This is a genomic window from Deltaproteobacteria bacterium, from assembly GCA_020848745.1.
Classification (GTDB): Bacteria; Desulfobacterota; Binatia; order UTPRO1; family UTPRO1; genus UTPRO1.
In genome coordinates, this window is record JADLHM010000046.1 from 58,254 (window position 1) to 82,798 (window position 24,545).

Here is a 24,545-nt window from a genome sequence, read left to right on the forward strand (position 1 = left end):
GGAGAGGTCGTCGGGATGACCCACTCGACAGTGTGGATAACTTCCCGACCGACGACGGCGTGGCAAAGAATGCCCCCGCCCAGAATCGAACTGGGACTTAGGGTTCCGGAGACCCTCGTGATGTCCTTTTCACTACGGGGGCAGAGGGTCCGCTGGGTACCACGGGCCCCACGGGGGGTCAACGAAGTGGTCAGCCCAGGCCTGCTCCTTCGATGAGCGATTCGGTGACGTAGTACAACAGCACGCCGACGAACACCATCACGGCCACCCGGCTGTCCTCGCTCCGGTTCACCTCAGGGATCAGGTCGGAGGCGGCCACGTAGATCGTCACCCCCGCGGAGATCGCGAGGCCCTCGCCGACGAGGCCCTGGAGCGGATACATGGCCATCGCGCCGACCACGCTGGCCGCGCCTACCGCGACCGAGGAGAGGAGAGCCGTCCGACGCGAGTGTCCGCCGGCGAGCATGATCGACGCGATCGTGAACCCCTCGGGTGCCTTGTGCAGCGCGATCGCGATGAAGAGCAGGAGACCGAGCCTCGGGCTGATGACGAACCCCGAGGCGATCGAGATGCCGTCGAAGAAACTGTGGATCGACAAGCCGAGCAGCGCCGACGGGCCGACTCCGACCCCGATGTGCTCGGGATGAGTCTCTTCCCCGAAATGGAAATGCCGGACCGCCGTGTGCTCGACGAGATGGATCATGAGATAGCCGACGAGCACCAGCATCGGAGCATGCGGCGTCATCCCGGCGCTCACTGGCAGCATCTCGAGAACGACGGCGGCCAGCATGAATCCGCCTCCGAGCGCGACGAAGTAGTTCAAGAGCGCCGCATTCCATTGCCGCCTGACAGTCACGATCATGCCGCCGACGGCCGTCGCGACCGCCGTGACGACGATGAACGGCAGCGTGACCCAGAGCGAGACCGCCGTCGTCGGGTCGGGCATCACGTCGACGTCCCCGCCGGACTCGCGTCCAGCCGTGCGCTCAACGTCGCGACCATCTGGGCGTGTAGCCGCCCGTTGCTCGCGAGCGTCTGCTGTCCGAACACGTCGAAGTCGTTGCCGCGGAAGTCCGTGACCGTGCCGCCGGCCTCTCGAACGATCAGCACCCCCGCCGCGGTATCCCACGGACGGAGCTTCCACTCCCAGAATCCGTCCAGTCGCCCGCAGGCGACATAGCAGAGGTCGAGCGCCGCGGAACCGCTGCGGCGCACGCCCTGGCTGCGCCGAACCATGTCGGCGAAGTATCCAAGGTAGCCGGAGAGGTTCTCCCGTCGATCGTACGGGAATCCGGTCGCGACGAGCGCGTCATCCAGCGCGCCGATCGACGACACACCGATCGGCACATCGTTGAGCGTCGCACCCGCGCCTTCTCTGGCGACGAACGTCTCCCCGCGAATGGCGTCGTGCACGAGGCCGAGCACGAGGTGCTCGCCGAGCGCCAATGCCAGCGAGATCGCGAAATGGGGATAGGCATGCGCGAAGTTGGTCGTCCCGTCGAGGGGATCGAGATACCACACGTATCGATCGCGCGACGGCCGCCGCACTTCGCCGGATGACGACTCCTCCGCGATCACGAGATGATCGGGAAAGGCCGACGACAAGCGCGCGACCATCGCGCCTTCGATCGCCTGATCCGTCTCCGTCACGAGGTCGACCACACCTTTGCGGTGGATCGCCTTGGCTTCGCGCCACGTTCCGAGCAGCGTCGCACCCGCCTCGTCGACCGCCGCGCGGGCGACGCGCTCGAACGGCTCCATGCGCGCGAGCTTGTCTCACATTGACCATGGCAGATCAAGGTGAAACGATACGCGGCCGCTCGCGAAGATCACGGACGACTCGTGCTCAACACGATCACGCGCACCGCACCCGCCAAGGTGAATCTCTGCCTGCGCATCGTCGGACGTCGCGCCGACGGTTACCACCTCCTCGATTCGATCTTCGCCGGCATCGATTTGAGCGATCGCGTGGAAATTTCGGCCGTTCGCACGACCGGCGCGACGCACGTCTCGATCGCCTGCGACTATGCGGGGGTCCCGAGGGACGAGACCAACATCGCGGGACGAGCTGCGCGCAGCCTCCTCCGACATTGCGGGATCTCGGCCCGGGTGGACATCCTCATCGAGAAGCGCATCCCCCCGGGCGCGGGACTCGGCGGAGGGAGCAGCAACGCGGCCACCGTCCTCGTGGCGCTCGCCGAGATGCTCGGTCTCGATCTCTCGCATCGCGAGCTCGCGTCGCTCGCGTTACCACTCGGCGCCGACGTCCCGTTCTTCCTCACCGGAGGCTGCGCCCGGGTACGGGGAATCGGAGAGCACATCGACCCGATCCCCGGCTGGCCGGAACACGAGTTGGTGGTTGCGATCGCGCCGGTGGCCGTCTCGACGGCATGGGCCTTTCGCAACTACGCGGCCGGGTACGCATCCAGCCCGGAGGAACCCGCTCGGATGGCGGCGAGCGCCGTCCTCGACCCGGCACTGATGCGGAACGACCTCGAGGCGGTCGTTCTCGAAGCCTACCCCGAGATTGCCGCGGCGAAGCGTGGGTTGGTCGCGGCGGGTGCGGCGACGGCCGTGATGTCCGGAAGCGGCGCCGCCGTGGTCGGATGGTGCCCCCCAGGGGTCTCGGCACGCGCCGTCTGCGACGCGTTCGCCGCAGCCCATCCCAGCATGACCGTGCACCACACCCGTATTCTCTCCTCGATGCGGCCGTCGATCGGTTGACCAATCCAGAGGTTACGCCTATCATTTGCGGCTTTCCGCCCCGTCCGCGCCACGATGGAGCGGCGGGACGACACAACGAAAACGTCGATGGGCGGTCGCCAAGCGGTAAGGCCCCGGTCTTTGGATCCGGTATACGAAGGTTCGAATCCTTCCCGCCCAGCTATCGAGGATCCACCACGCAGCGAAGGACGCTGAATGGCACTGCGCGCAAAGGACGAAGTGATCATATTCACCGGCAGCTCGAACCCGAAGCTGGCCCGCGAGATCGCGCACTATCTCAGCACCGATCTCGCCAACGCAGAGGTGGGAACCTTCAGCGACGGGGAAACGCAGGTCGAGATCACCGAGAACGTGCGCGGCGGCGACGTATTCGTCGTGCAGTCGACGTGCCCGCCCGCGAACAACCACCTGATGGAGCTGCTCCTGACCCTCGACGCGCTGAAGCGGGCATCGGCCGGACGCATCACCGCCGTGGTTCCGTACTACGGCTACGCGCGCCAAGATCGCAAAGTGTCGCCGCGCGTCCCGATCAGCGCGAAGCTCGTCGCTGACTTGATGACGACGGCCGGTGCGGCGCGCGTGCTCACGATGGATCTTCATGCGGGGCAGATCCAAGGCTTCTTCAACATCCCCGTCGACAACGTCTACGCCACGCCCGTCCTGCTCGCCTACATTCGCCAACAGGTCCAGGACGGCGAAGCTCTCACGGTCGTTTCCCCGGACGCGGGCGGCGTCGAACGGGCGCGCGCATTCGCAAAGCGCTTGAATGCCAACCTGGCGATCATCGACAAGCGCCGCGTCGCCGCGAACGAGGTCGCCGAGATGAAGATCATCGGTGACGTCACGGGTCGCATCGCCGTCATCATCGACGACATCATCGATACCGCCGGAACGATCGTGGCCGCCGCCGACGCCATTCGCGCCGCCGGCGCGCAGGAAGTCATCGCGTGCTGCACGCACGCCGTGCTCTCCGGGCGGGCGCTCGAACGCCTTCGCGGATCGTCCCTGAAGCGGCTCGTCGTCACCGACACGATTCCGCTACGCGAGGAGGCGCGCGCGCTGCCGAACATCACCGTCCTGTCGGTCGCCCACCTGATCGGCGAAGCCATCCGTCGCATCCACAACGAAGAATCCATCAGCTCGCTCTTCATCTGAAGGCGCACCGGAGGTCAGTCATGGAAGAGATCATCCTCAATGTCGAGGCACGCAGCGATCGCGGCAAGGGCGCGGCACGACGCCTGCGGCGTTCCGGCAAGGTTCCCGCCGTATTCTACGGCCCGAAGAGCGACGCCATGCCGATCGCCGTCGACCGCAAGGACTTCGCGGCACACGTCGCCAATCTCGAGGGATCGCATCTCATCCGATTCCAGTCGGCCTCGAGCGATCTCCAGCAGCGGGTCGCTCTCGTCCGCGAGGTCCAGCATCACCCCGTGACCAGCGGCATCCTCCATGTAGATTTCTATGAGGTCGATCTGACGCAGCGCCTGAAGGTGACGGTGCCGCTGCACTTCGTCGGCCGCGCCAGAGGCGTGGCCGAAGGCGGCATCTTGCAGCCGGTCATACGCGAGATAGAGGTCGAGTGCCTGCCGACCGACATCCCGCAGTTCATCGAGGTCGACGTAACGGCTCTCGACATCCACGACGCCGTGCACTACGCGGACGTCACGATGCCGCCGAACGTCACGGCGGTGTTCGACGCCAACGAAGCGGTCGTGACCGTGCTGCCGCCGACCGTCGAGGAAGTGAAGACGGCCACCACCGAAGGCGAGGGTGAGAGCGCCGCCGCTGCGACACCGCCCGAAGCGAAAGAGACGAAGGAATCCGGTAAGTCTTGATCGAACATTTTGCCGGATCATCGTACGCGCGGTAGCGCATGAAGCTCGTCGTTGGCCTCGGGAATCCGGGGGCACGTTACCGTCGCACTCGCCACAACGTGGGGTTCATGGTGATCGACGCGCTGGCGGAGCGCTGGCGCATCGGTGTCGGAGGACACCGCCACGAGGCCGAGCTCGGAACGGGCGAGGTGCGCGGCGAGCGCGTGGCGCTCGCGAAGCCGCAGACGTTCATGAACGCGAGCGGCGAGGCCGTCGCGAAGCTCCGTCGGCTGTACCGGCTCGATCCCGCCGACATTCTCGCGGTGTACGATGATCTCGACCTCCCCCCCGGGAAGGTGCGGCTGCGGGGGGAGGGGAGCGCCGGCGGACACAACGGGATGGCCTCGCTGATCAGCGTGCTCGGCAAGGGATTCCCCCGGCTTCGGATCGGGATCGGTCGGCCCCCGGGAGGAGCCGATCCGGTCGGCTTCGTCCTCGAGCCCTTCGAAGCCAACGAATCCGCGACCATCCATGACGCTGTCGGCCGGGCGGCGGACGCCGTCGAATCGTGGATCGCCGACGGCCTCGACGCGACGATGAATCGCGTCAACCGCCGCGATGCGACACACGCCTGAGGCTGGCAATCCACGCAACGTTCCGCTAGAAAGCCGGGTTCCATAGAGGAGGTAGGGTGAGCGACGAGCGCCGAACACGACGATACGAGAGCATGATCGTGCTGCGAACCGACCTGCTGGAAGCAGGGGTCAAGGAGCAGGCCGAGCGGGTCCGTAAACTTCTCGAAACGCACGGAGCCGTCGTCGCTGGCATTCACGACTGGGGGCTTCGCGAGCTCGCGTACGCGATCCAGAAAGAGCGCCGCGGCTACTACCTCCTCGCAGAGTACACGGGGCCGGCCGCCGCCGTCGCGGAGCTCGAGCGGACCCTCAAGCTTTCCGATGTAGTCTTGCGATTCGTCTCGATTCGCCAAGACGAAGACTCACCGCCTGTGGTCCCGCCGCAGCGCGAGGCCGAGAGCGCTGCCAACCTCGACGACACGCTGCAATCCGACGACGAGCTGGCCCCGGTGGGAGCCGAGGCGGGCGACGTCGAATGACCCATCGACACGGAAGGTAATCGAGCCATGCCTGGACGAGCTGGTGGAAAGAGCGGGGGCACACGCGGTCGCCCGCGTGGACGAGACGATCGCGGTCCCCGCGGACGGCGGCCCGGTCGTCGCAAGGTCTGCCGCTTCTGCGCCGAGAAGGGCCTGCGCATCGACTACAAGGACACGCGCGTCCTCGGCAATTTCATCACGGATCGCGGCAAGATCATTCCGAGTCGCATCACCGGCAACTGCGCCCGGCATCAGCGGCGCCTGACGACCGCGATCAAGCAGGCACGCAGCATTGCGCTGTTGCCGTTCGCGGCGGTCATGTAGGGGGCACTGTGCAAGTCATTCTCCGCGAAGAGCTTTCGAACCTCGGGACGATTGGCGACGTCGTGAAGGTGAAGCCCGGGTATGCCCGCAACTACCTGCTGCCGCGTGGGCTGGCCGTCGAGGCAAACGTTCGCAATCTGCACGAGCTCGAGCATCAGAAGCGCATCATCGCCGACAAGCGCCTCCGCGAGCAGAAGTCCGCGGCCGCCGTGGCCGAGAAGCTCGCCGGCGTGAAGCTCGCGTTCGAAGTCCGCGCAGGCGAAGACGGCAAGCTGTTCGGCTCGGTGACCAACCAGGACATCCATCGCCAACTGGAGCAGCAAGGCTTCTCGATCGACCGTCGACGCATCCTCCTCGACGAACCGCTCAAGAATCTCGGTACGCACGACGTGGTCGTGCACGTCGGGCCGGATACGAAAGCCACCCTCAAGGTCGAGGTCACAGCGCTCGCAGGCTGAACGGCGCGCGGCGCCGGGAATCCGGTTATCCCCGTCCTGTGCTCGCGGTGAATCGGCATGTCCAGCGGCAAGCCCCAAGCCTCGCCGTTGCGTCCGGCTGATGGCGGCGCGCAGCGTTTTCCGCGGGCGCGTCGTCCACCTCACCATAGAGGACGTCGCGCTGCCGAACGGCCACGTGACCCCGCTCGAGATCGTTCGTCATCCAGGCGCAGCGGCAGTAGCGACGCTCGACGGCGATGCATGCGTCACGCTCCTTCGCCAGTATCGCCACGCCGTCGGCGGGTGGCTCTGGGAGGTACCTGCCGGCAAGCTCGAGCCGGGCGAGGCTCCTGCGACCTGCGCAGCGCGCGAGTTGGAGGAGGAGGCCGGGCTCAGGGCCGAGCGGCTCGAGCACATGGGATCCATCGTCACCTGTCCGGGGTTCTGCGACGAGGTCATCCACCTCTTCGTCGCGACGGAGCTGTCGACGGTCGCGGCACGCCTCGAAGCCGACGAAGTCATCGACGCCGTCGAACGGGTACCGCTGCGCAGGGCGCTCGAGATGATCCGAAGCGGCGAGATCCGCGACGCGAAGACGATCGCGGCGCTCGTCCAGGCGGGGCTCCGCTACGACGAACACCGCCGCGGTCACCCCTAAACGGCGTACCGCGGGCGGCGCGACCGACCACGGACCGTCGACGCCAATCGCCGACCCGGTTTGACATCCCACCGACGCGGCCCGTAGTGTTCGGCCGCATCACCGTCCCGCCATGCAATTGCCCGGCTTCATTCCGATCTTTCCCCTGCCGGACGTCGTGCTCTTCCCGGAAGTGCCCCTGCCGCTGCACATCTTCGAACCCCGCTACTGCGCCATGGTGCGCGACGCGATCGCAGGGTCCGGATTGATCGGGATGGTCCTCCTCCGCGGAGCCTGGCAGGAGGAGTACGACGGCGCCCCGGAAACGTACCGCACGGGATGCGTCGGGCGGATCGTCGAGACAACGCCGCTCCCCGAAGGCAAGTTCAACATCGTGCTTGCCGGCATCCGTGAGTTCACGATCGTGAGCGAGCAACGCGAGCGCGCCTACCGGCAAGCAACCGTGAGCTGGCGAGAACCCGATCCGGTGACACCGCTCCCGTCGACCCTGCGTGGCCGACTGGTGCGGATGATCGAGCGCTACGTCGAGCGGTCGGGAGACGACGTTGCCCGCGAACTGCTCGGCGACTCGCGGCTCGACGACCGGACGCTCGTCAACTTCTTCGCCTTCTGGCTCGACATCGGTGCCCTCGAGAAACAGTGCCTTCTCGAAGCCGCGGGTGTCGAGCGTACCCAGCGACTCCTCGAAGTCCTCGAGTTCCACGTCTATGCAGGCCCGACGGTGCCCAACGACGCCGCCGCGCGGCGCATGCACTGACATGATCTTTCTCGAGCTGGCCCGCGCCGGGCTCCTGAGAACGCTCGACGGCGAGAAACTCCGATTCTTCCTCGGTTGGACGCGCGATCCACTCTTCCTCTCGCGTCGCCACCCCCTCGTGTTTCGCCTGAATCCGTTTCTGCTCCTGTTTTCGCGCCGCTATGCGCGCGGTGTCGCAACCTGGCTCCGCTACCGGGCGGACCTCTACGACGGCGTCTGCGGCTGACCGGCTTCGCCGGTTGGTTCGGCCCCGCACCCTTGCTAACCTATCATCCTTGACGCGGGACCCGCTCGGTGCGGACCCGCCCGAGAGATTCCCGACGAGAGGGCCCCGATGGCAACCACTTACAAGCAGATCATGGAGGACGCGCGACGGCTCGTTCCCGAAGTGAGCGTCCAAGACGTCCAGGCGCGCATCGGGAAGTCGGACGGATCGACGCTGCTCGACGTACGAGAGAAGGAAGAGTACCGCGACGGGCATCTCGCCGGAGCGCTCTCCCTGCCGAGAGGCTTCCTCGAGATACGTGTCGAGGAGACGGTCCCGGACAAGACGACACCCATCATCGCGTACTGTGCCGGCGGCACGCGCTCGCTCATCGCCGCCCGCACCCTCAAAGAAATGGGCTACACCAACGTCGTCTCCATGACGGGTGGATTCACGGCATGGAAGAACGCGGGCATCCCCTTCGCCCAGGATCACCAGTTCTCCGCCGAGCAGCTGAGCCGCTACAGCCGTCACTTCCTCCTTCCCGAGGTCGGCGAAACGGGGCAGGCGAAGCTCCTGGCCGCCAAGGTCTTGTTGCTCGGCGCCGGTGGACTCGGGTCGCCGACCGCATTGTACCTCGCCGCCGCCGGCGTCGGGACGCTCGGCATCATCGATCACGACGTCGTGGATCTCTCGAATCTGCAGCGGCAGATCCTCCACAGCAACGACCGCATCGGGATGCCGAAGGTCGAGTCCGCGAAGATCGCCATCGGCGCACTCAACCCGGATGTACGCGTCGTCGCGCACCAGGAACGCCTGAGCTCCGAAAACGTCCTCGACATCTTCCGGCAGTACGACATCATCGTGGATGGCTGCGACAACTTCCCGACGCGCTACCTCGTCAACGACGCGTGTGTCATGCTGGGGAAGCCCAACGTTCATGGCAGCATCTTCCAGTTCGAAGGCATGGCGTCGGTCTTCGATCCGCGCTCGGGGCCGTGCTACCGCTGCCTCTATCCCGAGCCGCCCCCTCCGGGCGCAGCGCCGAGCTGTGCCGAAGCCGGCGTCCTCGGCGTCTTGCCGGGTCTCGTCGGCTGCGTGCAGGCGCTCGAAGCCATCAAGCTGATCCTCGGAGCGGGGCGACCCCTCATCGGTCGGATGGTGCACTTCGACACGCTCAGCATGGAGATCCGCGTGAACAGGCTTCCACGCGATCCCGAGTGCCCGATGTGCGGAGAGCACCGCACGATCACCGAGCTCATCGACTACGAAGAGTTCTGCGGCCTCCGCAATCCGGGTGCCGCGGCGACCTCGCACGCCGCCGCCTGAACCCTCGGGCGACGGCGTTGCAGGCCGCAGGCGCGATCGTCAACCCTCGACGCGGACGCGCTGATGGACCAGGACGGTGAATCCGGCCGGATCGTCCTCGGTGCCGGCGAAGATGGCTTCGACCTTGGCGCTGTCGGCACGGTCGAAGATCCGGCGGGCGCAGTCCCGAAGCTCGGTGAGCGCCGGGGCGGAGAGGCGCGCGACGGACATGGTCGGATCGCCGGGCACGTCGTAGAGGATCTCGAGCAGCGCGGGATCGAGATCCCACGCCACACGCTTGAAGGCCTCGCAGAATGCCGCGAGCTTCCGTTCGGGAGCGACGCCCGGATAGAGCGCACGGTCGATCTGACGGCGGATCTCCGCATCGGGGACCTCGACCGCGACGCGTTCCGCGACGACCCGACCCGCCCGCAACCGATACCGCAGCGGACTCCCGAGCTGGCTCCGCGTTCCCTCGACCACCGCCGTGCGATCACCGTCCGAAACCTGCCAGTACGTCGGAGCACTCGCGTCCCAGAGCGCCCCGGTGTGGAAGGCCGGCTCGATCGGCCGCAGCGTCACGAGGTGGTGCCGCGCGTGGCGCGTGAGGAAGTCCATGCAGTCGTCGCGCGCGATCGTCCGTATCCCCCGCGGGGTCATCCGATACTCGGGCGCGCGATCGGACGGCGACGGCCGGAAGATCGTCTCGCAATCCCGGCAGTGGAGAAAATGGCCCGCCTTCATGCGGACAGCTGCACGTTGGGCTCCGAGGCGCGCGGCATCGGCACCTCGGCCGAGGTCGAGGCGCTTTCGTTGAGCGGCGGAATCATCACCACGAACTCGGTCCCGCCGCCGAGCGCGCTCTGCACGTCGAGCGTCCCGCCGATCGCCGACACCAACCGGGTGACCAGCCGGAGACCGAGCCCGATGCCGCGGAAGCGCTTGCGCGCCGTAGGATCCGCCTGTCGGAATCCCTCGAGCACCTCGGCCACTTCCTCCGGCCGCATGCCGATGCCCGTATCCCGTACCCGGATCTCGATCGCTCCGTCGGGGAGCGACGCCGCGTCGACGCACACGCTCCCGGCCTCGGTGAACTTCAAACCGTTCAGGACGAGGATGTCGATGACCTTGGCCAGCTTCTCTTCGTCGGTCCGGATCGGCAGGCTCGCCAGCTCACCGACCTCGAGACGAACGTTCTTGTCCGCGAACGCGGGTCCGTGGCGCCCGCTCAAGCGCGACAGGATCGTCTTGGCGTCGAAGCTCCAGACGGTGAGCGGAATCTCGCCGGCCTCGAGCGCCGCCAGGAAGAAGATGCCCTCCACGCAGCTCAGGAGTTCGTGGGAATTGATCTGGATGCGGTCGAGCGCTTCACGCTGGTCCATCGTCAGGGTCGAGCCGTGCTCCTCGAGGAGAATCGAGCTGTAGCCCATGATCGCCGACAACGGGGTGCGGAACTCGTGTGTGAGATTCGCGAAGAACTCCTCCTTGATGTGGCGGAGGCGTTGCAGATTGCGGCGCTTCTGGATCGCGCGCTTCGTCGTCTCGAGGATCTCGAGCACATCGAAAGGCTTCGCGACGTAGGAAAAGACCTTCAGGTTGATGCTCTCGACGGCGGTCTCGAGCGAACCGTACCCGGTGATGACGATGACCTCGATGTCGGGATCGTGCTCCTTGATCTTGGCGAGCAGGGGCATGCCCGACAGACCCGGCATCCGGAGATCGAGCGACACGACGTCGATGGGGGTCGTCTTGAGGATCTCCAGCGCCGCTTCGCCGCGCTCGGCGCTGTACACCAGATAGTACGGCTTGAGGATCATCTTCAGAGCCAGCGCCGGACCTGGCTCGTCCTCGATGATCAGAACGTTCCCTTGAGAGGCCATGTCGGATGGGAGGCAGCAGAATCCATGCCACGACCTGGTGCGAGCGGACGTGTGACCGAAGCGCCGGAAAGTATTGGGATCGCGATGCAACGCGACGACCCGAGTCCTCGCCGCTCCAACCAGGCTCCGGCTTTGCGCGTCCAAAATTGAACGCGCGCGGGTACGCAAGCCGCATGCGCACTCGCTCTCCGCTCCGCGGCGACGCCAGATCGCCGCGGACACCATCCGTCAGTCGTCCGACTGAATGCCGAGCTTGTCCATGCGGTATTTCAGGATCCGGCGCGTCGTACCGAGTAGATCGGCGGCGCGCGTCTGATTGAACTCCACATGCTGAAGCGCCGAGCGAATGATCTCCCGCTCGAAATCATCGACCGCGTCCGTCAGTGTCTTCTCCTGTCGCAGCACTTGTTGCTGGATCGTCGACGTCTCCACACGGCCCACTCGCACTTGCTCGGGCAGGTCCTCCATTCCGATCGGCTCGTGGTCCGACAGAACGAGGATCCGCTCGATGACGTTCTCGATCTCGCGCACGTTTCCCGGCCACGGGTAACGGAGGAGGGCGTCGACGGCCTCGGGGCCGATACGCTTCTCGCGAATCCCGAGCTGCGAGGACTTCGTGGCGATGAAGTGCTTGATGAGCAGCGGCAGGTCCTCGGGGCGTTCACGCAGCGGCGGCAGATGCAGCGAAACGACGTTCAACCGGTAGTAGAGATCCGAGCGGAACCCACCATCGCGCATGGCCTGCTCGAGGTCGCGGTTGGTCGCGGCGATGATCCGTACGTCGACGTGGATGGCCTGCTTGCCCCCGACGCGCATGAACTCTCCCTGCTCGATCACGCGCAACAGCTTCGCTTGCAGCGCGGGCGCGAGCTCGCCGACCTCGTCGAGGAATATCGTGCCCTGATCGGCCAGCTCGAACTGCCCGAGCTTCTTCGTCACGGCGTCCGTGAACGACCCGCGCTCGTGCCCGAAGAGCTCGCTCTCGAGCAGGTTCTCGGGAATGGCGGCGCAGTTCAGCGTCACCAGCGCCTTGTCCGCACGGGGACTCTGGTAGTGCAGCGCCTTGGCGATCAGCTCCTTGCCGGTACCGCTCTCCCCCGTGACCAGGACCGTCGTCTTGAGCGGCGCGACCATGCCGATCGTCCGAAAGATCTTCCGCATGCGCGGCGAATTGCCGATGATGTTGTCCGGACTGTAGCGCCGGCCGACCTCCCACCGCAGATTCTCGAGCTCCGCGTTTCGCGCAGCGTCACGGGTCGCCCGTTCGACGATGATGAGGAGTTCCTCGACGTCGAAGGGTTTCGTGACATAGTCGAACGCGCCGAGCTTCATCGCCGTCACCGCAGTCTTCACGGTCTTGGTCGCGGTCAACATCAGGACCGGCACGCGCTGGTCCTGCTCCTTGATCCGCTCCAGCACCACGAGACCGTCGAGTCCCGGCATCAGGACGTCCAAGAGCACGAGGTCCGGCTGCACGTTCGGCAGCATCTCGAGCGCTTCCTCCCCGGTGCTTGCGAGCACGGCATCGTATTGGTCCTTCAGAACCATCCGCACCGACTCGCGCACTCCGGGTTCGTCGTCGACGATCAGCACCTTTCGCTTTTCCATCACTCCTCCGTCCTCGTCACTTCACCGCCAGGTCGCCCTCCGCGGCGCGCCTCCAGTCGATCCGAATCACGGTCGCTTGATCATCGCCTCGGCGCACCGAGAGCATTCCTCCGTTCCGGGCGAGCAATGCCGCCGCGAGCGCCCAGGCGAGCGGCGGGTTCTCGTCGGTCTCCCTCGGCCGCGGCGCCACCCACGCCGACAACCGGGCCGCCACCGACGGCTCGGCGCGAACGCACAGCTCGAGTGCCCCGTCCTCGCGGCCGTGGACCGCGAGCGTCGAGTGGGCGACGAGGCTCGGCAGCAAGCCCCGACACAGGCTCCGCAAGGCGAACTGCACTTGCGCCTCGTCCGCCGTGACTGGCCCCGGCCCGGCGCCGTTGCGCTCGACCGCGACGTGACGCTCGGCGAGTACGTCGCGCTGCTCGTCCAACGCGCGGTCGAGCAACGCGCCGACATCCGTCGGGCCGGCCGTCGGCGCCCGGAAGCGCGCGAACTCGAGCAGCGTCTCGACGATGCCGTCCATGCGTCCGACGGCATCCACCATCAGCCCCGAGAAGCGCTGCCGCGCTTCCGGATCGGCCACGATGCCGTCGAAATGCTGCGCGACGGTCTTGATGGTCACCATGGGATTCCGGAGCTCGTGCGCGAGCTCCCCGAGCACGACCTCGAGGTCCATGCCGCCGACCCCGACCGCCGGAGAGGCCGCTACCGCCGCGGACGCAAGCGGGGACGTCACGGGATGCGCCCACGCACGCGCGGTCTCCTCCGGCAGAAAGACCAGCTGCTCCGGCTCGACGACGCGGGGTCGGTGGAGCACCAGGGTCCGCGTCAGCACCGCCTCGAGCTCCGCGACGTTACCGAACCAGAGGTAGTGCCGCAGGCGCTCGAGCGCCGCCGGCCGATACTCGACCGCGTCGAGACCGAGCCGCGGCGCGAGCCGTCGCGAGATCGCCTCGACCAGGCTCGGAAGATCGTCGGCGCGATCGCGGAGCGGCGTCAGGACGATCGGCACGGCCGATACCGCGTAGGCGAGCTCGGGAAGGAACGTCCCCTCGGCGGCGAGCGCGCACAGGTCGCGCTCGGCGCCACATACCATGCGGAGGTCCCGCGCCCCCGCGCGGATCTCGTCGACGACGTCGGCGGCCTCGGCCTGCACCGCCCACGACGCGCGATCGAGATGCGCGACGTACGTCGTCGCGGCGGTTCTCGGATCCGGAAGCGTCGCCGCGAGCTCCCCGCGACCGAGTCGCGCGCCATCCACGACCACGAGCGGTCCCGGCCATTTCCCGGCGACACGCAGCGCGCGCGCCACCGCGCCGACCCCCGTCCCCGGCTCGCCCTGCACGAGCACGACGTCGAGACGGCTCGCGAGCACCCGACGTACGATCGCCGCCGCGTCGGAGCCGAGAAAGGACGGCTCGAGCTCGCGAGGCGCGCCTCCGGACGACGCGTCCTCGGACGCGACCCGCGTCCGGGCGGCGACGAGGTCGCGGACGCGAGCCCGTACTGCGTACGCGTCGAACGGCTTCGCGAGGCACTCGAACGGCACGCGCGGCGGCACGACGGCGCGTACGTCGACGTCCCGCACCGCGTGCAGCAGAAGCAACGGCACGCCGGGGAAGTCCCGTCCGAGGGCGCGGCCGACGGCGCGCTCGTCACGCGGCGGCGGCGGCAGACCCAGCACGACGACGTCGGGGGGGCGATCGGCCTGACCCTCCGGCAGCATCGCGCTCACGATCACCTCGTGCTCGTGGCCGAGTACGACCCGTAGCGTCTCTCGGACGCTCGTGGACGGATCGATGACGAGTACGGTCGACATGCGCGATCACCCACGGGAGAAGAGAGGGTTCGATCGGTGATCGCCGATCGCAAACGGCCGAGAAACGCGACGCCGACGCTCGCGGACTACCCGCGCCGTTCACCGGAACCGCCACCCACCACTTCGCACCGCGACTGTTGTACGATTTTGTACGTCCGTAAAATGCGGACTGTCAAGGTGAATCGGGGTGAGTGGACGATTTTTGCCTCACCCGAACGCCGGCTCGCCCACATTGACGAGCCGACGTCCGTTCCCCCGGGCCCCTGTGCTCGCTCACAGAGTTCGGGTGAGGTTTCACAGTCGATCGACTGCTGGAGTTCGAATCAGCAAAGCCCGTTCCACGCCGACACGCGCGATCGCACGCCGTCGACATTGCCACGGCCGGGGAGGGCGTGTCGGAAATCCCGCCGCGTGCTGTCGGACGCCGACGGAGGATCGTCCGCCGACCTCAGGCTGCGCGCCCGTTCTCGCCGAGCCGCAGACGCAGCCACCCGATGATGATCAGCACGCCGCCGACCGCCATCATCACCAGACCGCCGCTGAACACGACGTGATAGAGGTCCACCTTGGCGCGACCGATGTTGTAGCGCTCTCCTTCGTCGTCGAGTGGACGCAGGATGCGGTCGGTCGAGGCGGCGGCATCGGGGAAGTATCCGCGCGCCCGCCCTTCGGCGACGATCGCTTGATACTGGCCGAGCTTCTGACTCCCGATGATCGCATTGCCGATGCCGAGCACCAGCAACGTGATCGCAAGCACCAACAGGCGGCTCTGATAGAGGCGCCGCGGCTGCATGCGCAGGCGCTAACATCGGGTTGCGGCACCGTCAAGCAACGGCTAGACCTCGGCCATGCGTGAGCCCCTCACCTGGCAGTGGCTCGGGCTCTGCACGTACGACGACGCGCTCTCGCGACAGGAGCGCGCCTGGGAGACGTGTCGCAACGACGGCTCGGAGGTGTGCTTCGCGCTCGAGCATCCGGCGACGATCACGCTCGGAAGACGCGGCACGCGGGAAGACGTGCGCGTCGCCGCGACCGATTTGCGCGCGCGCGGCATCGTCTGCCGCGACACGGAGCGCGGCGGACGCGCGACGTATCATGCGCCAGGGCAGCTCGTCCTCTATCCGATCGCGCATCTGGCACGGCGCGGGTGGAGCGTCGCGCGCTTCGTCACCCTCCTCGAAGACGTCATGGCGGATATCGCGGCGGTGGTGGGGGTGCCGACCCATCGCGACGCCCGCGGGCGCGGCATCTGGACGAGGAACGGCAAGCTCGGCTCGGTCGGCATCCGCATACGAGATGGCGTATCGACGCACGGCCTCGCGCTGAACGTCGACGTCGATCTTTCGGGCTTCGATCTCATCGCGCCGTGCGGCATGACGGATGTTCACATGACGAGCCTACGAGCCGAGGGGGCGAGCGCGAACGTCCTCGACCTCGTGCCGGTCGCCGAACGCGCGCTCCACGAGCGATTCGATCCGATCGCCGAGCCCGCGTGCGAGGTATCCCTCTGACGCCGGCCGAGACCGCGCTCGTCGACCGCATGCTCGCCGGCGACCGCGTCGCCCTCGCCAAGCTCATGACGCGGATCGAGAACGAGACCGGCGACGTCGCCGGAATCATGGCTCGCGTCTATCCGCGCCTCGGGCGCGCCGGCACGGTCGGCGTCACCGGCCCGCCCGGCGCCGGGAAGTCGACCCTGGTGGACCGGCTCGTCGCCAGGCTGCGCGGTCGTGGCGAGGCCGTCGGAGTCGTCGCCGTCGACCCGTCGAGCCCTTTCAGCGGCGGCGCCGTTCTCGGCGATCGCATCCGCATGCAGAACCACGCGACCGATCCGGCGGTCTTCATCCGAAGCCTGAGCACGCGCGGGCGGCGCGGCGGCCTCGCGCGCGCGACCCGACAGATCACGCACCTCCTCGACGCGTTCGGCAAGGACCGCATCGTCATCGAGACCGTCGGCGTCGGGCAGACCGAGCTCGACATCATGGAGCTGGCGACGACGGTAGTCGTGGTGCTCGTACCGGAAGCCGGAGACACCGTGCAGGTCATGAAGGCCGGACTCCTCGAGATCGCGCACGTCTTCGTCGTGAACAAGGCCGATCGCGAGGGCGCGCTGCGGATGAAGACGGAGCTCCAGACGATGCTGCAGCTCCGTCCGACTCCTGGCTGGGAGGTTCCGGTCCTGCTCACCGAGGCGCAGGCCGACCGCGGCATCGACGAGCTCTTCGACGCGATCGAGGCGCACCGCGCCCATCGCGCGCAGTGCGCGAACGGACGCGCCGGCGAAGAGAGTCGCGAGCGCGAGTTCCTCGACGTCCTCGACGGCGAGCTCCGCACCCGGCTGGAGCGCCGGATCGCCGCCGAAGCGGAGGTGCTGGCGCGTGTCCGGCGCGGAGACGTGGACCCGTACACCGCCACGCGCGAGCTGCTCGCGGACCGCGACGCCCTCCGTCGCCTCCTCGGAGAGTCATGAGCCTCTACGCGATCGGCGACCTCCACGGCTGCCCCGACGAGCTCGACGTGCTCCTCGAGGCGTTGACGCCCGGCGTAGGCGACACCGTGGTCTTCCTCGGCGACTACGTCGACCGCGGGCCCGCCGTGCGCCGGCTCGTCGATCGCCTGCTCCACCTCGACCGGGAGCCCTTCACGTCCGTCTTCCTGCGCGGCAACCACGAGGACATGCTGCTCGGTTACCTCGGCATTGGCGGCCTGCACGCCGACGTCTATCTCGAGAACGGCGGCGGCATGACGCTCGCGAGCTACGGAATCCCGGCCGGCACCGGACCCGGAGCCGCGAGCCGCGCGGTCTTCCCCGACGAGCACGTCTCCTTCTTCCAGCGTTGCCGGATGCGGCACCTCGCGCCACCGTTCCTCTTCGTACATGCCGGCATTCGCCCCGGGGTCGGGCTCGACGATCAGTCCGCCGAGGATCTCCTGTGGATCCGCGAGGAGTTCTTCCTCCGACCGCATGCCCTGCCGTACACGGTCGTGTTCGGCCACACGCCGTCGCGCGAGGCGCGCATCGACCTCCCGTATCGCATCGGCCTCGATACCGGACTGGTGTACGGCAACAAGCTGAGCTGCCTCGATGTCGACGGTCGACGCCTCGTGCAGGTCGCACGCGGCGCACGCCACACGACGATCCGCGATCTCGCCCCCGCGTTCGCCGCCGCGCACGTCTGAACGCGGCCACGACTTGCCGAGGGGCCGGGGGAGCCGCTAGTATCCGCGCGCTTCGGGTCGGCCGTCGCTTCGCGCGGTCATCGTCCGGGGATGGCGGCGTAGCTCAGTTGGTTAGAGCGAGGGTCTCATAATCCCTAGGTCCGTGGTTCGATTCCACGCGCCGCCACTTCTTTTGCTCGGCCGCACGCGCAGTTGCAGGAGCGTCGTCGGGCGTCTCGCGCACCTCGGTCGGTTCGGTGCCGGTAGTGGTGCCGGTTGCCGTTGCGGGCGCGGCAGGATCGAGGCGCTTCACCGCGTCTAGCTGGTGCTCTGGCGAGAGATGCGCGTACCTGAGGGTCATGGTCGCGCTCTGGTGCCCAAGCAGCTCCTGAACCGTTCGGAGCGGTACGCGGGCCATTGCCAGACGGCTCGCGAACGTGTGCCGCAGGCAGTGCCAGGTGAAGCCCGTGACGCCCGCCTCGGTCAGCGCGGGCACAAACTTGCGGTTGTAGAAATTCTGAGCATCGAGCGGGGTCTCGCCCGTTGCGCTCGGGAACACCCACGGGCTCTTGAGGCGCGAGGGCAGGGCGCGGAGGATCTCCCGTGGCCAGGTTGTTGGATCGTCCCATTGCTATTGCAGGCCGGCTGCGCACCGCAACTGATTGCAGACCCCGATTTGCAGCACGTCAGGCAGGAGGAGATTGTCGAGGTCGCGAGAGAAGGCATCGACATTCACGCTGTTGTGCTTGGCCAGGCCGATGCTACGCGCCTGCTTCACCTCAAGCAGCGCACCCTAGCGATTGTGCCAATCCTGTTTCGAGTGACAAACCTTACCGAGACATCCTTACTGCTCGATGGCGATACTTTCAGGCTCGGGATTGGTCCAGAAATAGAACTCTCGCCAGCGCCTCCTGGCCGAGCGGCATCTCTGCTGAGAGACACTCGGGGAGCTACTTGGATGGCCCGGCTCGGGCTTTTAGTTGGCGCAGGAAGCGCAATCGGTATTCACCTCGCGGAAGCACGGACGGCGTGGCACAAGCGCTGATCCTGGGGTGAAACCTCCGGCAGCACGGCGACGTTTCGACTCCCCGCTTGGCGGGACGGAGGGAATCCCGATAGAGTCCCGGGCGATGAGGCATGCCACGGCGAAGGTCCGACCGGACGAGTACATTCTCGCGGCGCTCTCGCCGGACGAACGACTCGACGCCGCCCTGCGCGTCGCGCGCGAGGCGTTCAAGGGCACCGAGTTGAGCGTGGCGGACGTAGAGGAAGCGGTTCGGAAGGTCCGGAGGAAGCGTCACGGCGGGCGCGCAGGGCAGGCCGCGCGTCGTCGTTGATACCGGCGTCCTCGTGTCGGCGTTCGCGTTTGGCGGCGTCCCGGCGCGCGTGCTGCGCTCGGTGCTGTCGACGGCGGAGGTGTGTGTGTCGGCGGACCTCCTCGCGGAGTACCGATCCGTCCCCGACGCCCTGAGAGTGGCGCACAAGGTGAACGCCGACCAATGGCAAAGCCTCGTGGCCGGTATCGCTGCCTTCGTGGCCGAGGCGCGGATGGTCCATCCCACACGGCTGGTTCGTGCTTGTCGCGATCCCAAGGACGACATGGTGCTCGAATGCTGCCGCGCTGCGCGAGCGCGCTTCTTGATCACGGGCGATCGTGACCTGCTCAGCCTCGACGTGACCGGAACCGCAGGGCTTCGTCGGCTGCGGATCGTGAGTCCGCGATCCTATCTCGATCGCCGCTGACCAGCGCATTCAACCGCGCAGGGCGCGAATCGCGGGGGCAACTCTGGGGGCAACATGCAACGTGGGCTTCGCGCAGATCCCTATGCGTCGATAGGTTAGGCGTCGAAGTCGATTCCACGCGCCCCATCGCTCCCCGCAGGGACCGAGGAAGTCCGACAACCCTGCGCGTGATCTCCGGACACTGTTGCTCCGGAACGGCTCCCGCCAACGATCGAGTCGCCGGCATGGAGGGCGCAGGATGACCCGGGTCATTGAGAGGAATACGTCGGGGGGACCCCCACGAGCGCTGCTTTCGTGGACAGCATGGTTGGCCTGCCTGGCCCTGCGCGCCTCACCGTCGGCGAAACGATGACGCTGAATCCGTCGCGACCAGGCTCCATGCGCCGGCGGCATGGCCGCGGCATGCATGCCCCGTTGGTCGCTCCATCGGACGCTCGAGGTATCTGGACCTAGCGGCGCGGTCGGGTATCGTACCGCTGGTCTCACGATCCGGCGGATGACCTCCCCCCCGCGGCCAGTCGCGCCGTCGCCGCTCGGGCGAGACCACATGAATTCCGAGGACCCGATGGACGGAATGCTCCAGCGCACCGCGCCCCAGTCGAACCGCACCGCGATCCCCGCGGCGGCACCGGGCGTTCGCGCGCCTCGGCGACGTCTGGCGTGGGCGCTCGCCGTACTCGCATCCCTCGTGCTGGTCGGAAGCCTCGCGGCCGTCAAGGCCATGCAGATTCGAGCGGCGATCGCCTACGGCAAGAGCTTTCCCGAACCGTCGGAAGCGGTGATCGCGGCTGTCGCCGAGCGGCGATCGATCACACCCACCGCGACCGCGATCGGCGAGCTCCAGGCGATGAACATCGTCGACCTCCGCATCGAGCGCGCCGGTGTCCTCCGCGCCGTCGCCTTTCGATCCGGTGACGAGGTGGCCGCCGGTGCCGTGCTCGTCGAGGTCGACGTCGCCGAGGAGCAGGCCGATCTCGCCGCGGCCCGCGTCGACGCCGGCCGCGCCGAGCGCGAGGCCCGCAGGCAGGCGAGCCTCCAGGCGGAAGGTGTCGCGGCGCAGCGCGAGCTCGACGACGTCGAAGCGAAGGCGGCCGCGGCGCGCGCCCGCGTCGCGGCGCTCGAGACCGCGATCCGCCGGAAGACGATTCGCGCGCCGTTCGCCGGGCGAGTCGGCATCACCGACCTCAAGCCCGGCCAGTACGTATCGGAAGGCGATCTCGTGACCCGCATCGTCGGCGCCGACGACGAGATGTACGTCGACTTCGCGCTTCCCCAGGCCGCGGCCCTCGACTTCGACGCGCAGACGCCGGTCACCGTCGCGATCGGCCGGGACACGATCGAGGCGCACGTCGTCGCGCGCGAGCCGGCGATCGACGCCGCCTCGCGCAGCCTCTCTTTCCGCGCGGTCATCCGGAAATCCGGACGGGAGTTTCCGGCCGGCAGCCTCGTCACGGTCACCGCGCCGATCGGCAAACCGCGCGAGGAAGTCGTGATCCCGCGCACGGCGCTCGTGCGGAGCCCGTACGGCGACACCGTCTATCGGATCGACGACATCGACGGTGAGACGCGCGCTCGAGCCGTGATCGTGCAGGTGGGCGACATCATCGGATCCGGCGACCTCGTCGTCCGATCGGGGCTCGCGCCCGGCGTGCGGATCGCGGCCGACGGCGTCTTCAAGCTGCGCGACGGCGCCCTCGTCACGGCCGTCGAGCCCGGCGTGCGCAGCGGGCAGGCCAACGCGAATCAATGAGCGCCCCGCACGCGGCCCCCCGTCCTCTCGCCGAGGAAGGCGCGGCGTCGATGTCGCGTTCGCCGGTCGACGTCTTCGTCCACCGTCCGGTGCTCGCGAGCGTCGTCAGCCTGTTCATCCTTCTCTTGGGCCTGCGCGCGGCGTTCGACCTGCCGGTCCAGCAATATCCGCGGATCGACGCCTCGAGCCTCATCATCCGGACGGTGTTCGTCGGCGCCTCGGCGACCGACGTCAAGGGTTTCGTGACCGAGCCGATCGAGCGGGCCGTCTCGGCCGTCCCCGACATCGACTACGTCGACAGCACGACCACCGCGGGCGTCTCCACCGTCACGGTCTGGCTGGAGTACGACGCCGACCCCGCGCAAGCACTCGCGCAGGTCTCCGCGCAGCTCGACGCCATTTCCTCCGACCTCCCCGAGGAGGCCGAGCCGCCGGCGATCGAGGTGCGCCGGGCCGATCGCCCGCAGGCGACCTTCTACATCGCCGTCACTTCCAGCGAGCGCAGCCTCGCCGAGATCTCCGAGTACCTCGCCCGCGAGGTCCAGCCGGCGCTCTTCTCCCTTCCCGGCGTCCAGCGGATCGGGATCGAAGGGGCGCGGCCGCCGGCCATGCGGATCTGGCTCGATCCCATCAAGCTCGCCGGATTCAACATCGGCGCCGGCGACATCGCGGCCGCGCTCACCCGCAACAATCTGGTAGCGCCGATCGGCTCGGCCGAGAATGCCGACGTCGAAACGAATCTCCGCGCCGACACCGTGCTGCAGCGTCCCGAAGAGTTCGGACGCATCGTGCTGAAGCGCGACAAGGGCGCGACGGTGCGCCTCTCCGACGTCGCCCGCGTCGAGCTCGGGGAGGAAGAGATCGACTACGACGTGCGGCTCGACACGACGGAAGCGATCTATCTCTCCGTCTGGCCCGCCGTCGGCGCGAACGAGCTCGACCTCGCTACCGCGCTCTACGCCGCGCTGGATGCGGCGCGCGCCGCGGCGCCGCGCGACATCAAGATCGAGACCGCCTACGACGGCACGCTCTACACGAAGGACGCGCTCGCCGAGATCGCGAAGACCCTCGTCGAGACGATCCTCATCGTCGGCGCCGTCGTGGTGCTGTTCCTCGGCTCCGTCCGCACCGCGCTCGTCCCGCTCGTCGCGATTCCGATCTCGCTTCTGGGCGCCGTGGCCGCAATGGCGATCATGGGGTTCTCGCTGAATCTCTTGACGATCCTCGCGGTCGTGCTGGCCGTCGGCCTCGTCGTCGACGACGCGATCGTCGTCGTCGAGAACACGATCCGGCACGTACGCGAGGGCAAGCCGCGAACCGAAGCCGCGCTCCTGACCGTCCGGCAACTCTTCTTTCCGATCATCTCGATGACGGTGACGCTCGCCGCGGTGTACGCGCCGATCGGGTTCCTCGGCGGGCTCACGGGCGCGCTCTTCAAGGAGTTCGCCTTCACGCTCGCCATGGCCGTGCTGGTCTCGGGCGTCGTCGCGCTGACGCTTTCGCCGGCCATGAGCGCGGCGCTCGCCACGGAAGAAGATCGGGGGCCGGTCGCCAAGGCGTCGACCCGCGTGTTCGAGCGCATCCGAAGCGCGTATGGGCCGGCGCTCGACACCGCTCTCGCCCATCGCGGCCCGGTGCTGCTCTTCGCGACCGTGACCATGGCGCTGGCGCCGCTCCTCTACATGTTCTCGCTTCGCGAGCTGGCGCCGGTCGAAGATCAGGGCTCGATCAACGTGGTGTTGCAGTCGGCGCCCGACGCTTCGCTCGAATACACGGTGAAGTACGCCAACGAGACGGTGGAGCGGCTCCTACGGACCGAGGGCAGCGACTACGTGTGGTCGGTGCGGATGCCCGACGGCGGCTTCGGCGGCGTCGAGCTCGTGCCGTGGAAGAAACGCGACGTGACGGCTCCGGATCTGCTGCACAAGATCTTCTTCGCGGTCGGAGCGCAACCCGGCATCCGCGTCTTCCCGATTCTGCCCTCGGCGCTCCCCAATGCGGGAAACTACGACGTCGAGCTCGTCGTACTGTCGACCGCGAGCCCCGATCGCATGCTGACCTACGCGCAGGATCTCGTCCGGGCGGCGCACGCGAGCGGCAACTTCATCTTCGCCGACACCGACCTCAAGATCGACCGCGGCGGCAGCCGCCTCGAGATCGATCGGGACCGCGTGGCCGACCTCGGCATGACGCCGGGAGACGTCGCGAGCCAGCTCGGCATCTTCCTCTCGGGCGCCCACGTCAGCCGGTTCGATTACCAAGGGCGGTCCTACAAGGTGATCCCGCAGATCGAGGACGCGCTCCGGCTCTCGCCGGCGACGCTCGATCTCATCCGGATCCGGACACCATCGGGCCGGCTGCTGCCGCTGTCGTCGATGGCGCGCCTGGTCGACGAGACGACGCCGCGCGCGCTCGGCCGCTTCCAGCAGCTCAATGCCTTCCGGGTGTTCGGCGGCCTCGTGCCCGGCACGACGAAGGAGACCGGGCTGCAAACCATCGAAGCGGCCGCCGCCCGCATCCTGCCGGGCAACTATTCGATCGACTATGCGGGCGAGTCGCGCCAGCTCAGGCGCGAGGGCCAGACCCTCGCCGGCGTGCTCGCGATCTCCATCCTGTCGGTGTACCTGCTGCTCGCGGCGCAGTTCCAGAGCTTTCGCGACCCGTTCGTGGTGCTCTTGGGCTCCGTCCCGCTGGCGCTCTCGGGCGCCTTGATCTTCACCTTCACGAATTTTGCCACCATCAACGTGTTCACGCAGATCGGCCTGATCACGCTCGTCGGGCTGGTGGCGAAAAACGGCATCCTGATCGTCGAGTTCGCGAACGACCTGCAAGAGCGCGGGCTCGGCCGCCTCGAGGCGGCCCGCGAGGCGGCGATGGTCCGCCTCCGCCCGGTCCTGATGACGACGATCGCGACGGTCGTCGGCCACCTGCCGCTCGTACTCGTCTCCGGACCGGGCGCCGGCGCGCGCAACTCGATCGGCTTCGTGCTCGTCGGCGGGATGATCATCGGCACGCTGTTCACGCTCGCCGCCGTGCCCGTCCTCTACGCGCTGTTCGCGAGCGAGAAGCAGGAGCGTCGGAGCGGGGTGATCGGCGCCGTGGTGGTGCCGGCCCCCGCCTCGGCTCGCTGACCGTCCGGTCGCCTGCGTTTCGATTCGCGCGCCCGAACTCACTCGGGACCCGGCGTCAGCACCTCGTCGCCCCGAGGCGGGCCGACGGCGAGCGCCTGCCCGTCGATGGTCGTG

The 24,545-nt window shown here is 67.7% G+C and carries 25 protein-coding genes, 3 tRNA genes and 1 pseudogene; 19 read left to right on the forward strand and 10 right to left on the reverse strand.

Annotated elements, in window-relative coordinates; translation table 11 throughout:
• Nucleotides 1-70: 70 nt before the first annotated feature.
• The 3 genes from IT293_06040 to IT293_06050 form a co-directional block, all read right to left on the reverse strand.
• Nucleotides 71-142, reverse strand: a tRNA-Arg gene (locus IT293_06040).
• Nucleotides 143-190: 48 nt separating this feature from the next.
• A complete protein-coding gene (locus IT293_06045; protein ID MCC6764207.1) occupies nucleotides 191-946 on the reverse strand; it encodes a ZIP family metal transporter in 756 nt (251 codons plus the stop codon).
• A complete protein-coding gene (locus IT293_06050) occupies nucleotides 946-1,761 on the reverse strand; it encodes an inositol monophosphatase (GenBank protein MCC6764208.1) in 816 nt (271 codons plus the stop codon). Before IT293_06050 ends, IT293_06045 begins: the two co-directional genes overlap by 1 nt.
• An 81-nt stretch (nucleotides 1,762-1,842) precedes the next feature.
• On the opposite strand from IT293_06050, the gene ispE reads away from it, so the two are divergent.
• The 12 genes from ispE (at nucleotide 1,843) to moeB (ending at nucleotide 9,362) form a co-directional block, all read left to right on the forward strand.
• Nucleotides 1,843-2,724 (forward strand): 4-(cytidine 5'-diphospho)-2-C-methyl-D-erythritol kinase, encoded by an 882-nt coding sequence (gene ispE / locus IT293_06055; protein ID MCC6764209.1) that lies wholly within the window; start codon nucleotides 1,843-1,845, stop codon nucleotides 2,722-2,724.
• Nucleotides 2,725-2,812: 88 nt separating this feature from the next.
• A tRNA-Gln gene (locus IT293_06060) sits at nucleotides 2,813-2,884 on the forward strand.
• Between the two features lie 35 nt (nucleotides 2,885-2,919).
• Nucleotides 2,920-3,879, forward strand: coding sequence for a ribose-phosphate pyrophosphokinase (locus IT293_06065; protein ID MCC6764210.1), 960 nt, complete (start codon nucleotides 2,920-2,922; stop codon nucleotides 3,877-3,879).
• Nucleotides 3,880-3,899: 20 nt separating this feature from the next.
• Nucleotides 3,900-4,559, forward strand: coding sequence for a 50S ribosomal protein L25 (locus IT293_06070; protein MCC6764211.1), 660 nt, complete (start codon nucleotides 3,900-3,902; stop codon nucleotides 4,557-4,559).
• 38 nt (nucleotides 4,560-4,597) lie between these two features.
• Nucleotides 4,598-5,173, forward strand: coding sequence for an aminoacyl-tRNA hydrolase (locus IT293_06075; protein ID MCC6764212.1), 576 nt, complete (start codon nucleotides 4,598-4,600; stop codon nucleotides 5,171-5,173).
• 56 nt (nucleotides 5,174-5,229) lie between these two features.
• Entirely contained in the window at nucleotides 5,230-5,652 is a 423-nt protein-coding gene (gene rpsF / locus IT293_06080; protein MCC6764213.1) for a 30S ribosomal protein S6, read from the forward strand.
• A 27-nt stretch (nucleotides 5,653-5,679) separates the two neighbouring features.
• Nucleotides 5,680-5,976 (forward strand): 30S ribosomal protein S18, encoded by a 297-nt coding sequence (locus tag IT293_06085; protein MCC6764214.1) that lies wholly within the window; start codon nucleotides 5,680-5,682, stop codon nucleotides 5,974-5,976.
• An 8-nt stretch (nucleotides 5,977-5,984) separates the two neighbouring features.
• On the forward strand, nucleotides 5,985-6,434 hold the full coding sequence (locus tag IT293_06090) for a 50S ribosomal protein L9 (GenBank protein MCC6764215.1): 450 nt from the start codon (nucleotides 5,985-5,987) through the stop codon (nucleotides 6,432-6,434).
• Nucleotides 6,435-6,534: 100 nt separating this feature from the next.
• Complete coding sequence (locus IT293_06095) at nucleotides 6,535-7,071, forward strand: NUDIX hydrolase (protein MCC6764216.1); 537 nt, start codon at nucleotides 6,535-6,537, stop codon at nucleotides 7,069-7,071.
• A 112-nt stretch (nucleotides 7,072-7,183) separates the two neighbouring features.
• Nucleotides 7,184-7,828, forward strand: coding sequence for an LON peptidase substrate-binding domain-containing protein (locus IT293_06100; protein MCC6764217.1), 645 nt, complete (start codon nucleotides 7,184-7,186; stop codon nucleotides 7,826-7,828).
• Between the two features lies 1 nt (nucleotide 7,829).
• The gene (locus IT293_06105) at nucleotides 7,830-8,054 is read left to right on the forward strand and encodes a hypothetical protein (protein ID MCC6764218.1); all 225 of its coding nucleotides are present in this window, start codon (nucleotides 7,830-7,832) and stop codon (nucleotides 8,052-8,054) included.
• A gap of 108 nt (nucleotides 8,055-8,162) precedes the next feature.
• The gene (moeB, locus tag IT293_06110) at nucleotides 8,163-9,362 is read left to right on the forward strand and encodes a molybdopterin-synthase adenylyltransferase MoeB (GenBank protein ID MCC6764219.1); all 1,200 of its coding nucleotides are present in this window, start codon (nucleotides 8,163-8,165) and stop codon (nucleotides 9,360-9,362) included.
• Between the two features lie 39 nt (nucleotides 9,363-9,401).
• On the opposite strand, the gene IT293_06115 is transcribed toward moeB, so the two are convergent.
• From IT293_06115 to IT293_06135, 5 genes are all read right to left on the reverse strand, one after another.
• On the reverse strand, nucleotides 9,402-10,085 hold the full coding sequence (locus IT293_06115; GenBank protein MCC6764220.1) for a hypothetical protein: 684 nt from the start codon (nucleotides 10,083-10,085) through the stop codon (nucleotides 9,402-9,404).
• Nucleotides 10,082-11,221 carry a response regulator gene (locus tag IT293_06120; protein ID MCC6764221.1) on the reverse strand — a complete coding sequence of 380 codons (1,140 nt, stop codon included), beginning with the start codon at nucleotides 11,219-11,221 and terminating at the stop codon, nucleotides 10,082-10,084. The genes IT293_06115 and IT293_06120 overlap by 4 nt, the downstream gene beginning before the upstream one ends.
• 228 nt (nucleotides 11,222-11,449) lie before the next feature.
• On the reverse strand, nucleotides 11,450-12,829 hold the full coding sequence (locus tag IT293_06125; GenBank protein MCC6764222.1) for a sigma-54-dependent Fis family transcriptional regulator: 1,380 nt from the start codon (nucleotides 12,827-12,829) through the stop codon (nucleotides 11,450-11,452).
• A gap of 16 nt (nucleotides 12,830-12,845) precedes the next feature.
• A complete protein-coding gene (locus IT293_06130; GenBank protein ID MCC6764223.1) occupies nucleotides 12,846-14,648 on the reverse strand; it encodes a hypothetical protein in 1,803 nt (600 codons plus the stop codon).
• Between the two features lie 448 nt (nucleotides 14,649-15,096).
• Nucleotides 15,097-15,441, reverse strand: a complete 345-nt coding sequence (locus IT293_06135; protein MCC6764224.1) for a hypothetical protein — start codon at nucleotides 15,439-15,441, stop codon at nucleotides 15,097-15,099.
• A gap of 55 nt (nucleotides 15,442-15,496) precedes the next feature.
• Between IT293_06135 and lipB the strand changes: the two genes are divergently transcribed.
• The 4 genes from lipB to IT293_06155 all read left to right on the forward strand — a co-directional run bounded on the left by lipB (nucleotide 15,497) and on the right by IT293_06155 (nucleotide 17,994).
• Nucleotides 15,497-16,159, forward strand: coding sequence for a lipoyl(octanoyl) transferase LipB (gene lipB, locus IT293_06140; GenBank protein MCC6764225.1), 663 nt, complete (start codon nucleotides 15,497-15,499; stop codon nucleotides 16,157-16,159).
• A gap of 29 nt (nucleotides 16,160-16,188) precedes the next feature.
• On the forward strand, nucleotides 16,189-17,118 hold the full coding sequence (gene meaB / locus IT293_06145) for a methylmalonyl Co-A mutase-associated GTPase MeaB (GenBank protein ID MCC6764226.1): 930 nt from the start codon (nucleotides 16,189-16,191) through the stop codon (nucleotides 17,116-17,118).
• Entirely contained in the window at nucleotides 17,115-17,828 is a 714-nt protein-coding gene (locus tag IT293_06150) for a serine/threonine protein phosphatase (protein MCC6764227.1), read from the forward strand. Before meaB ends, IT293_06150 begins: the two co-directional genes overlap by 4 nt.
• A 92-nt stretch (nucleotides 17,829-17,920) precedes the next feature.
• Nucleotides 17,921-17,994 (forward strand) — tRNA-Met (locus IT293_06155).
• Nucleotides 17,995-18,117: 123 nt separating this feature from the next.
• Here IT293_06155 and IT293_06160 read toward each other — a convergent pair.
• Together IT293_06160 and IT293_06165 are read right to left on the reverse strand one after the other, a co-directional pair.
• A pseudogene (locus IT293_06160) lies at nucleotides 18,118-18,405 on the reverse strand (tyrosine-type recombinase/integrase).
• 33 nt (nucleotides 18,406-18,438) lie between these two features.
• Nucleotides 18,439-18,585, reverse strand: coding sequence for a hypothetical protein (locus IT293_06165; protein MCC6764228.1), 147 nt, complete (start codon nucleotides 18,583-18,585; stop codon nucleotides 18,439-18,441).
• 572 nt (nucleotides 18,586-19,157) lie between these two features.
• On the opposite strand from IT293_06165, the gene IT293_06170 reads away from it, so the two are divergent.
• The 3 genes from IT293_06170 to IT293_06180 all read left to right on the forward strand — a co-directional run bounded on the left by IT293_06170 (nucleotide 19,158) and on the right by IT293_06180 (nucleotide 24,431).
• A complete protein-coding gene (locus IT293_06170; protein MCC6764229.1) occupies nucleotides 19,158-19,550 on the forward strand; it encodes a putative toxin-antitoxin system toxin component, PIN family in 393 nt (130 codons plus the stop codon).
• 565 nt (nucleotides 19,551-20,115) lie between these two features.
• A complete protein-coding gene (locus tag IT293_06175; GenBank protein MCC6764230.1) occupies nucleotides 20,116-21,300 on the forward strand; it encodes an efflux RND transporter periplasmic adaptor subunit in 1,185 nt (394 codons plus the stop codon).
• Between the two features lie 50 nt (nucleotides 21,301-21,350).
• On the forward strand, nucleotides 21,351-24,431 hold the full coding sequence (locus tag IT293_06180; GenBank protein MCC6764231.1) for an efflux RND transporter permease subunit: 3,081 nt from the start codon (nucleotides 21,351-21,353) through the stop codon (nucleotides 24,429-24,431).
• Nucleotides 24,432-24,545 lie beyond the last annotated feature (114 nt).

Bases quoted from the DNA above. Each gene is read 5' to 3' on its own strand.
- IT293_06150 (MCC6764227.1), top strand. From the start codon at position 17,115: ATGAGCCTCTACGCGATCGGCGACCTCCACGGCTGCCCCGACGAGCTC.
- IT293_06120 (MCC6764221.1), bottom strand. From the start codon at position 11,221: ATGGCCTCTCAAGGGAACGTTCTGATCATCGAGGACGAGCCAGGTCCG.
- IT293_06135 (MCC6764224.1), bottom strand. From the start codon at position 15,441: ATGCAGCCGCGGCGCCTCTATCAGAGCCGCCTGTTGGTGCTTGCGATC.
- IT293_06065 (MCC6764210.1), top strand. From the start codon at position 2,920: ATGGCACTGCGCGCAAAGGACGAAGTGATCATATTCACCGGCAGCTCG.
- IT293_06180 (MCC6764231.1), top strand. From the start codon at position 21,351: ATGTCGCGTTCGCCGGTCGACGTCTTCGTCCACCGTCCGGTGCTCGCG.
- IT293_06115 (MCC6764220.1), bottom strand. From the start codon at position 10,085: ATGAAGGCGGGCCATTTTCTCCACTGCCGGGATTGCGAGACGATCTTC.
- IT293_06050 (MCC6764208.1), bottom strand. From the start codon at position 1,761: ATGGAGCCGTTCGAGCGCGTCGCCCGCGCGGCGGTCGACGAGGCGGGT.
- IT293_06085 (MCC6764214.1), top strand. From the start codon at position 5,680: ATGCCTGGACGAGCTGGTGGAAAGAGCGGGGGCACACGCGGTCGCCCG.
- IT293_06100 (MCC6764217.1), top strand. From the start codon at position 7,184: ATGCAATTGCCCGGCTTCATTCCGATCTTTCCCCTGCCGGACGTCGTG.
- IT293_06105 (MCC6764218.1), top strand. From the start codon at position 7,830: ATGATCTTTCTCGAGCTGGCCCGCGCCGGGCTCCTGAGAACGCTCGAC.
- meaB (MCC6764226.1), top strand. From the start codon at position 16,189: ATGCTCGCCGGCGACCGCGTCGCCCTCGCCAAGCTCATGACGCGGATC.
- IT293_06130 (MCC6764223.1), bottom strand. From the start codon at position 14,648: ATGTCGACCGTACTCGTCATCGATCCGTCCACGAGCGTCCGAGAGACG.
- IT293_06095 (MCC6764216.1), top strand. From the start codon at position 6,535: ATGGCGGCGCGCAGCGTTTTCCGCGGGCGCGTCGTCCACCTCACCATA.
- lipB (MCC6764225.1), top strand. From the start codon at position 15,497: ATGCGTGAGCCCCTCACCTGGCAGTGGCTCGGGCTCTGCACGTACGAC.
- IT293_06075 (MCC6764212.1), top strand. From the start codon at position 4,598: ATGAAGCTCGTCGTTGGCCTCGGGAATCCGGGGGCACGTTACCGTCGC.
- IT293_06070 (MCC6764211.1), top strand. From the start codon at position 3,900: ATGGAAGAGATCATCCTCAATGTCGAGGCACGCAGCGATCGCGGCAAG.
- moeB (MCC6764219.1), top strand. From the start codon at position 8,163: ATGGCAACCACTTACAAGCAGATCATGGAGGACGCGCGACGGCTCGTT.
- IT293_06045 (MCC6764207.1), bottom strand. From the start codon at position 946: ATGCCCGACCCGACGACGGCGGTCTCGCTCTGGGTCACGCTGCCGTTC.
- IT293_06175 (MCC6764230.1), top strand. From the start codon at position 20,116: ATGGACGGAATGCTCCAGCGCACCGCGCCCCAGTCGAACCGCACCGCG.
- IT293_06125 (MCC6764222.1), bottom strand. From the start codon at position 12,829: ATGGAAAAGCGAAAGGTGCTGATCGTCGACGACGAACCCGGAGTGCGC.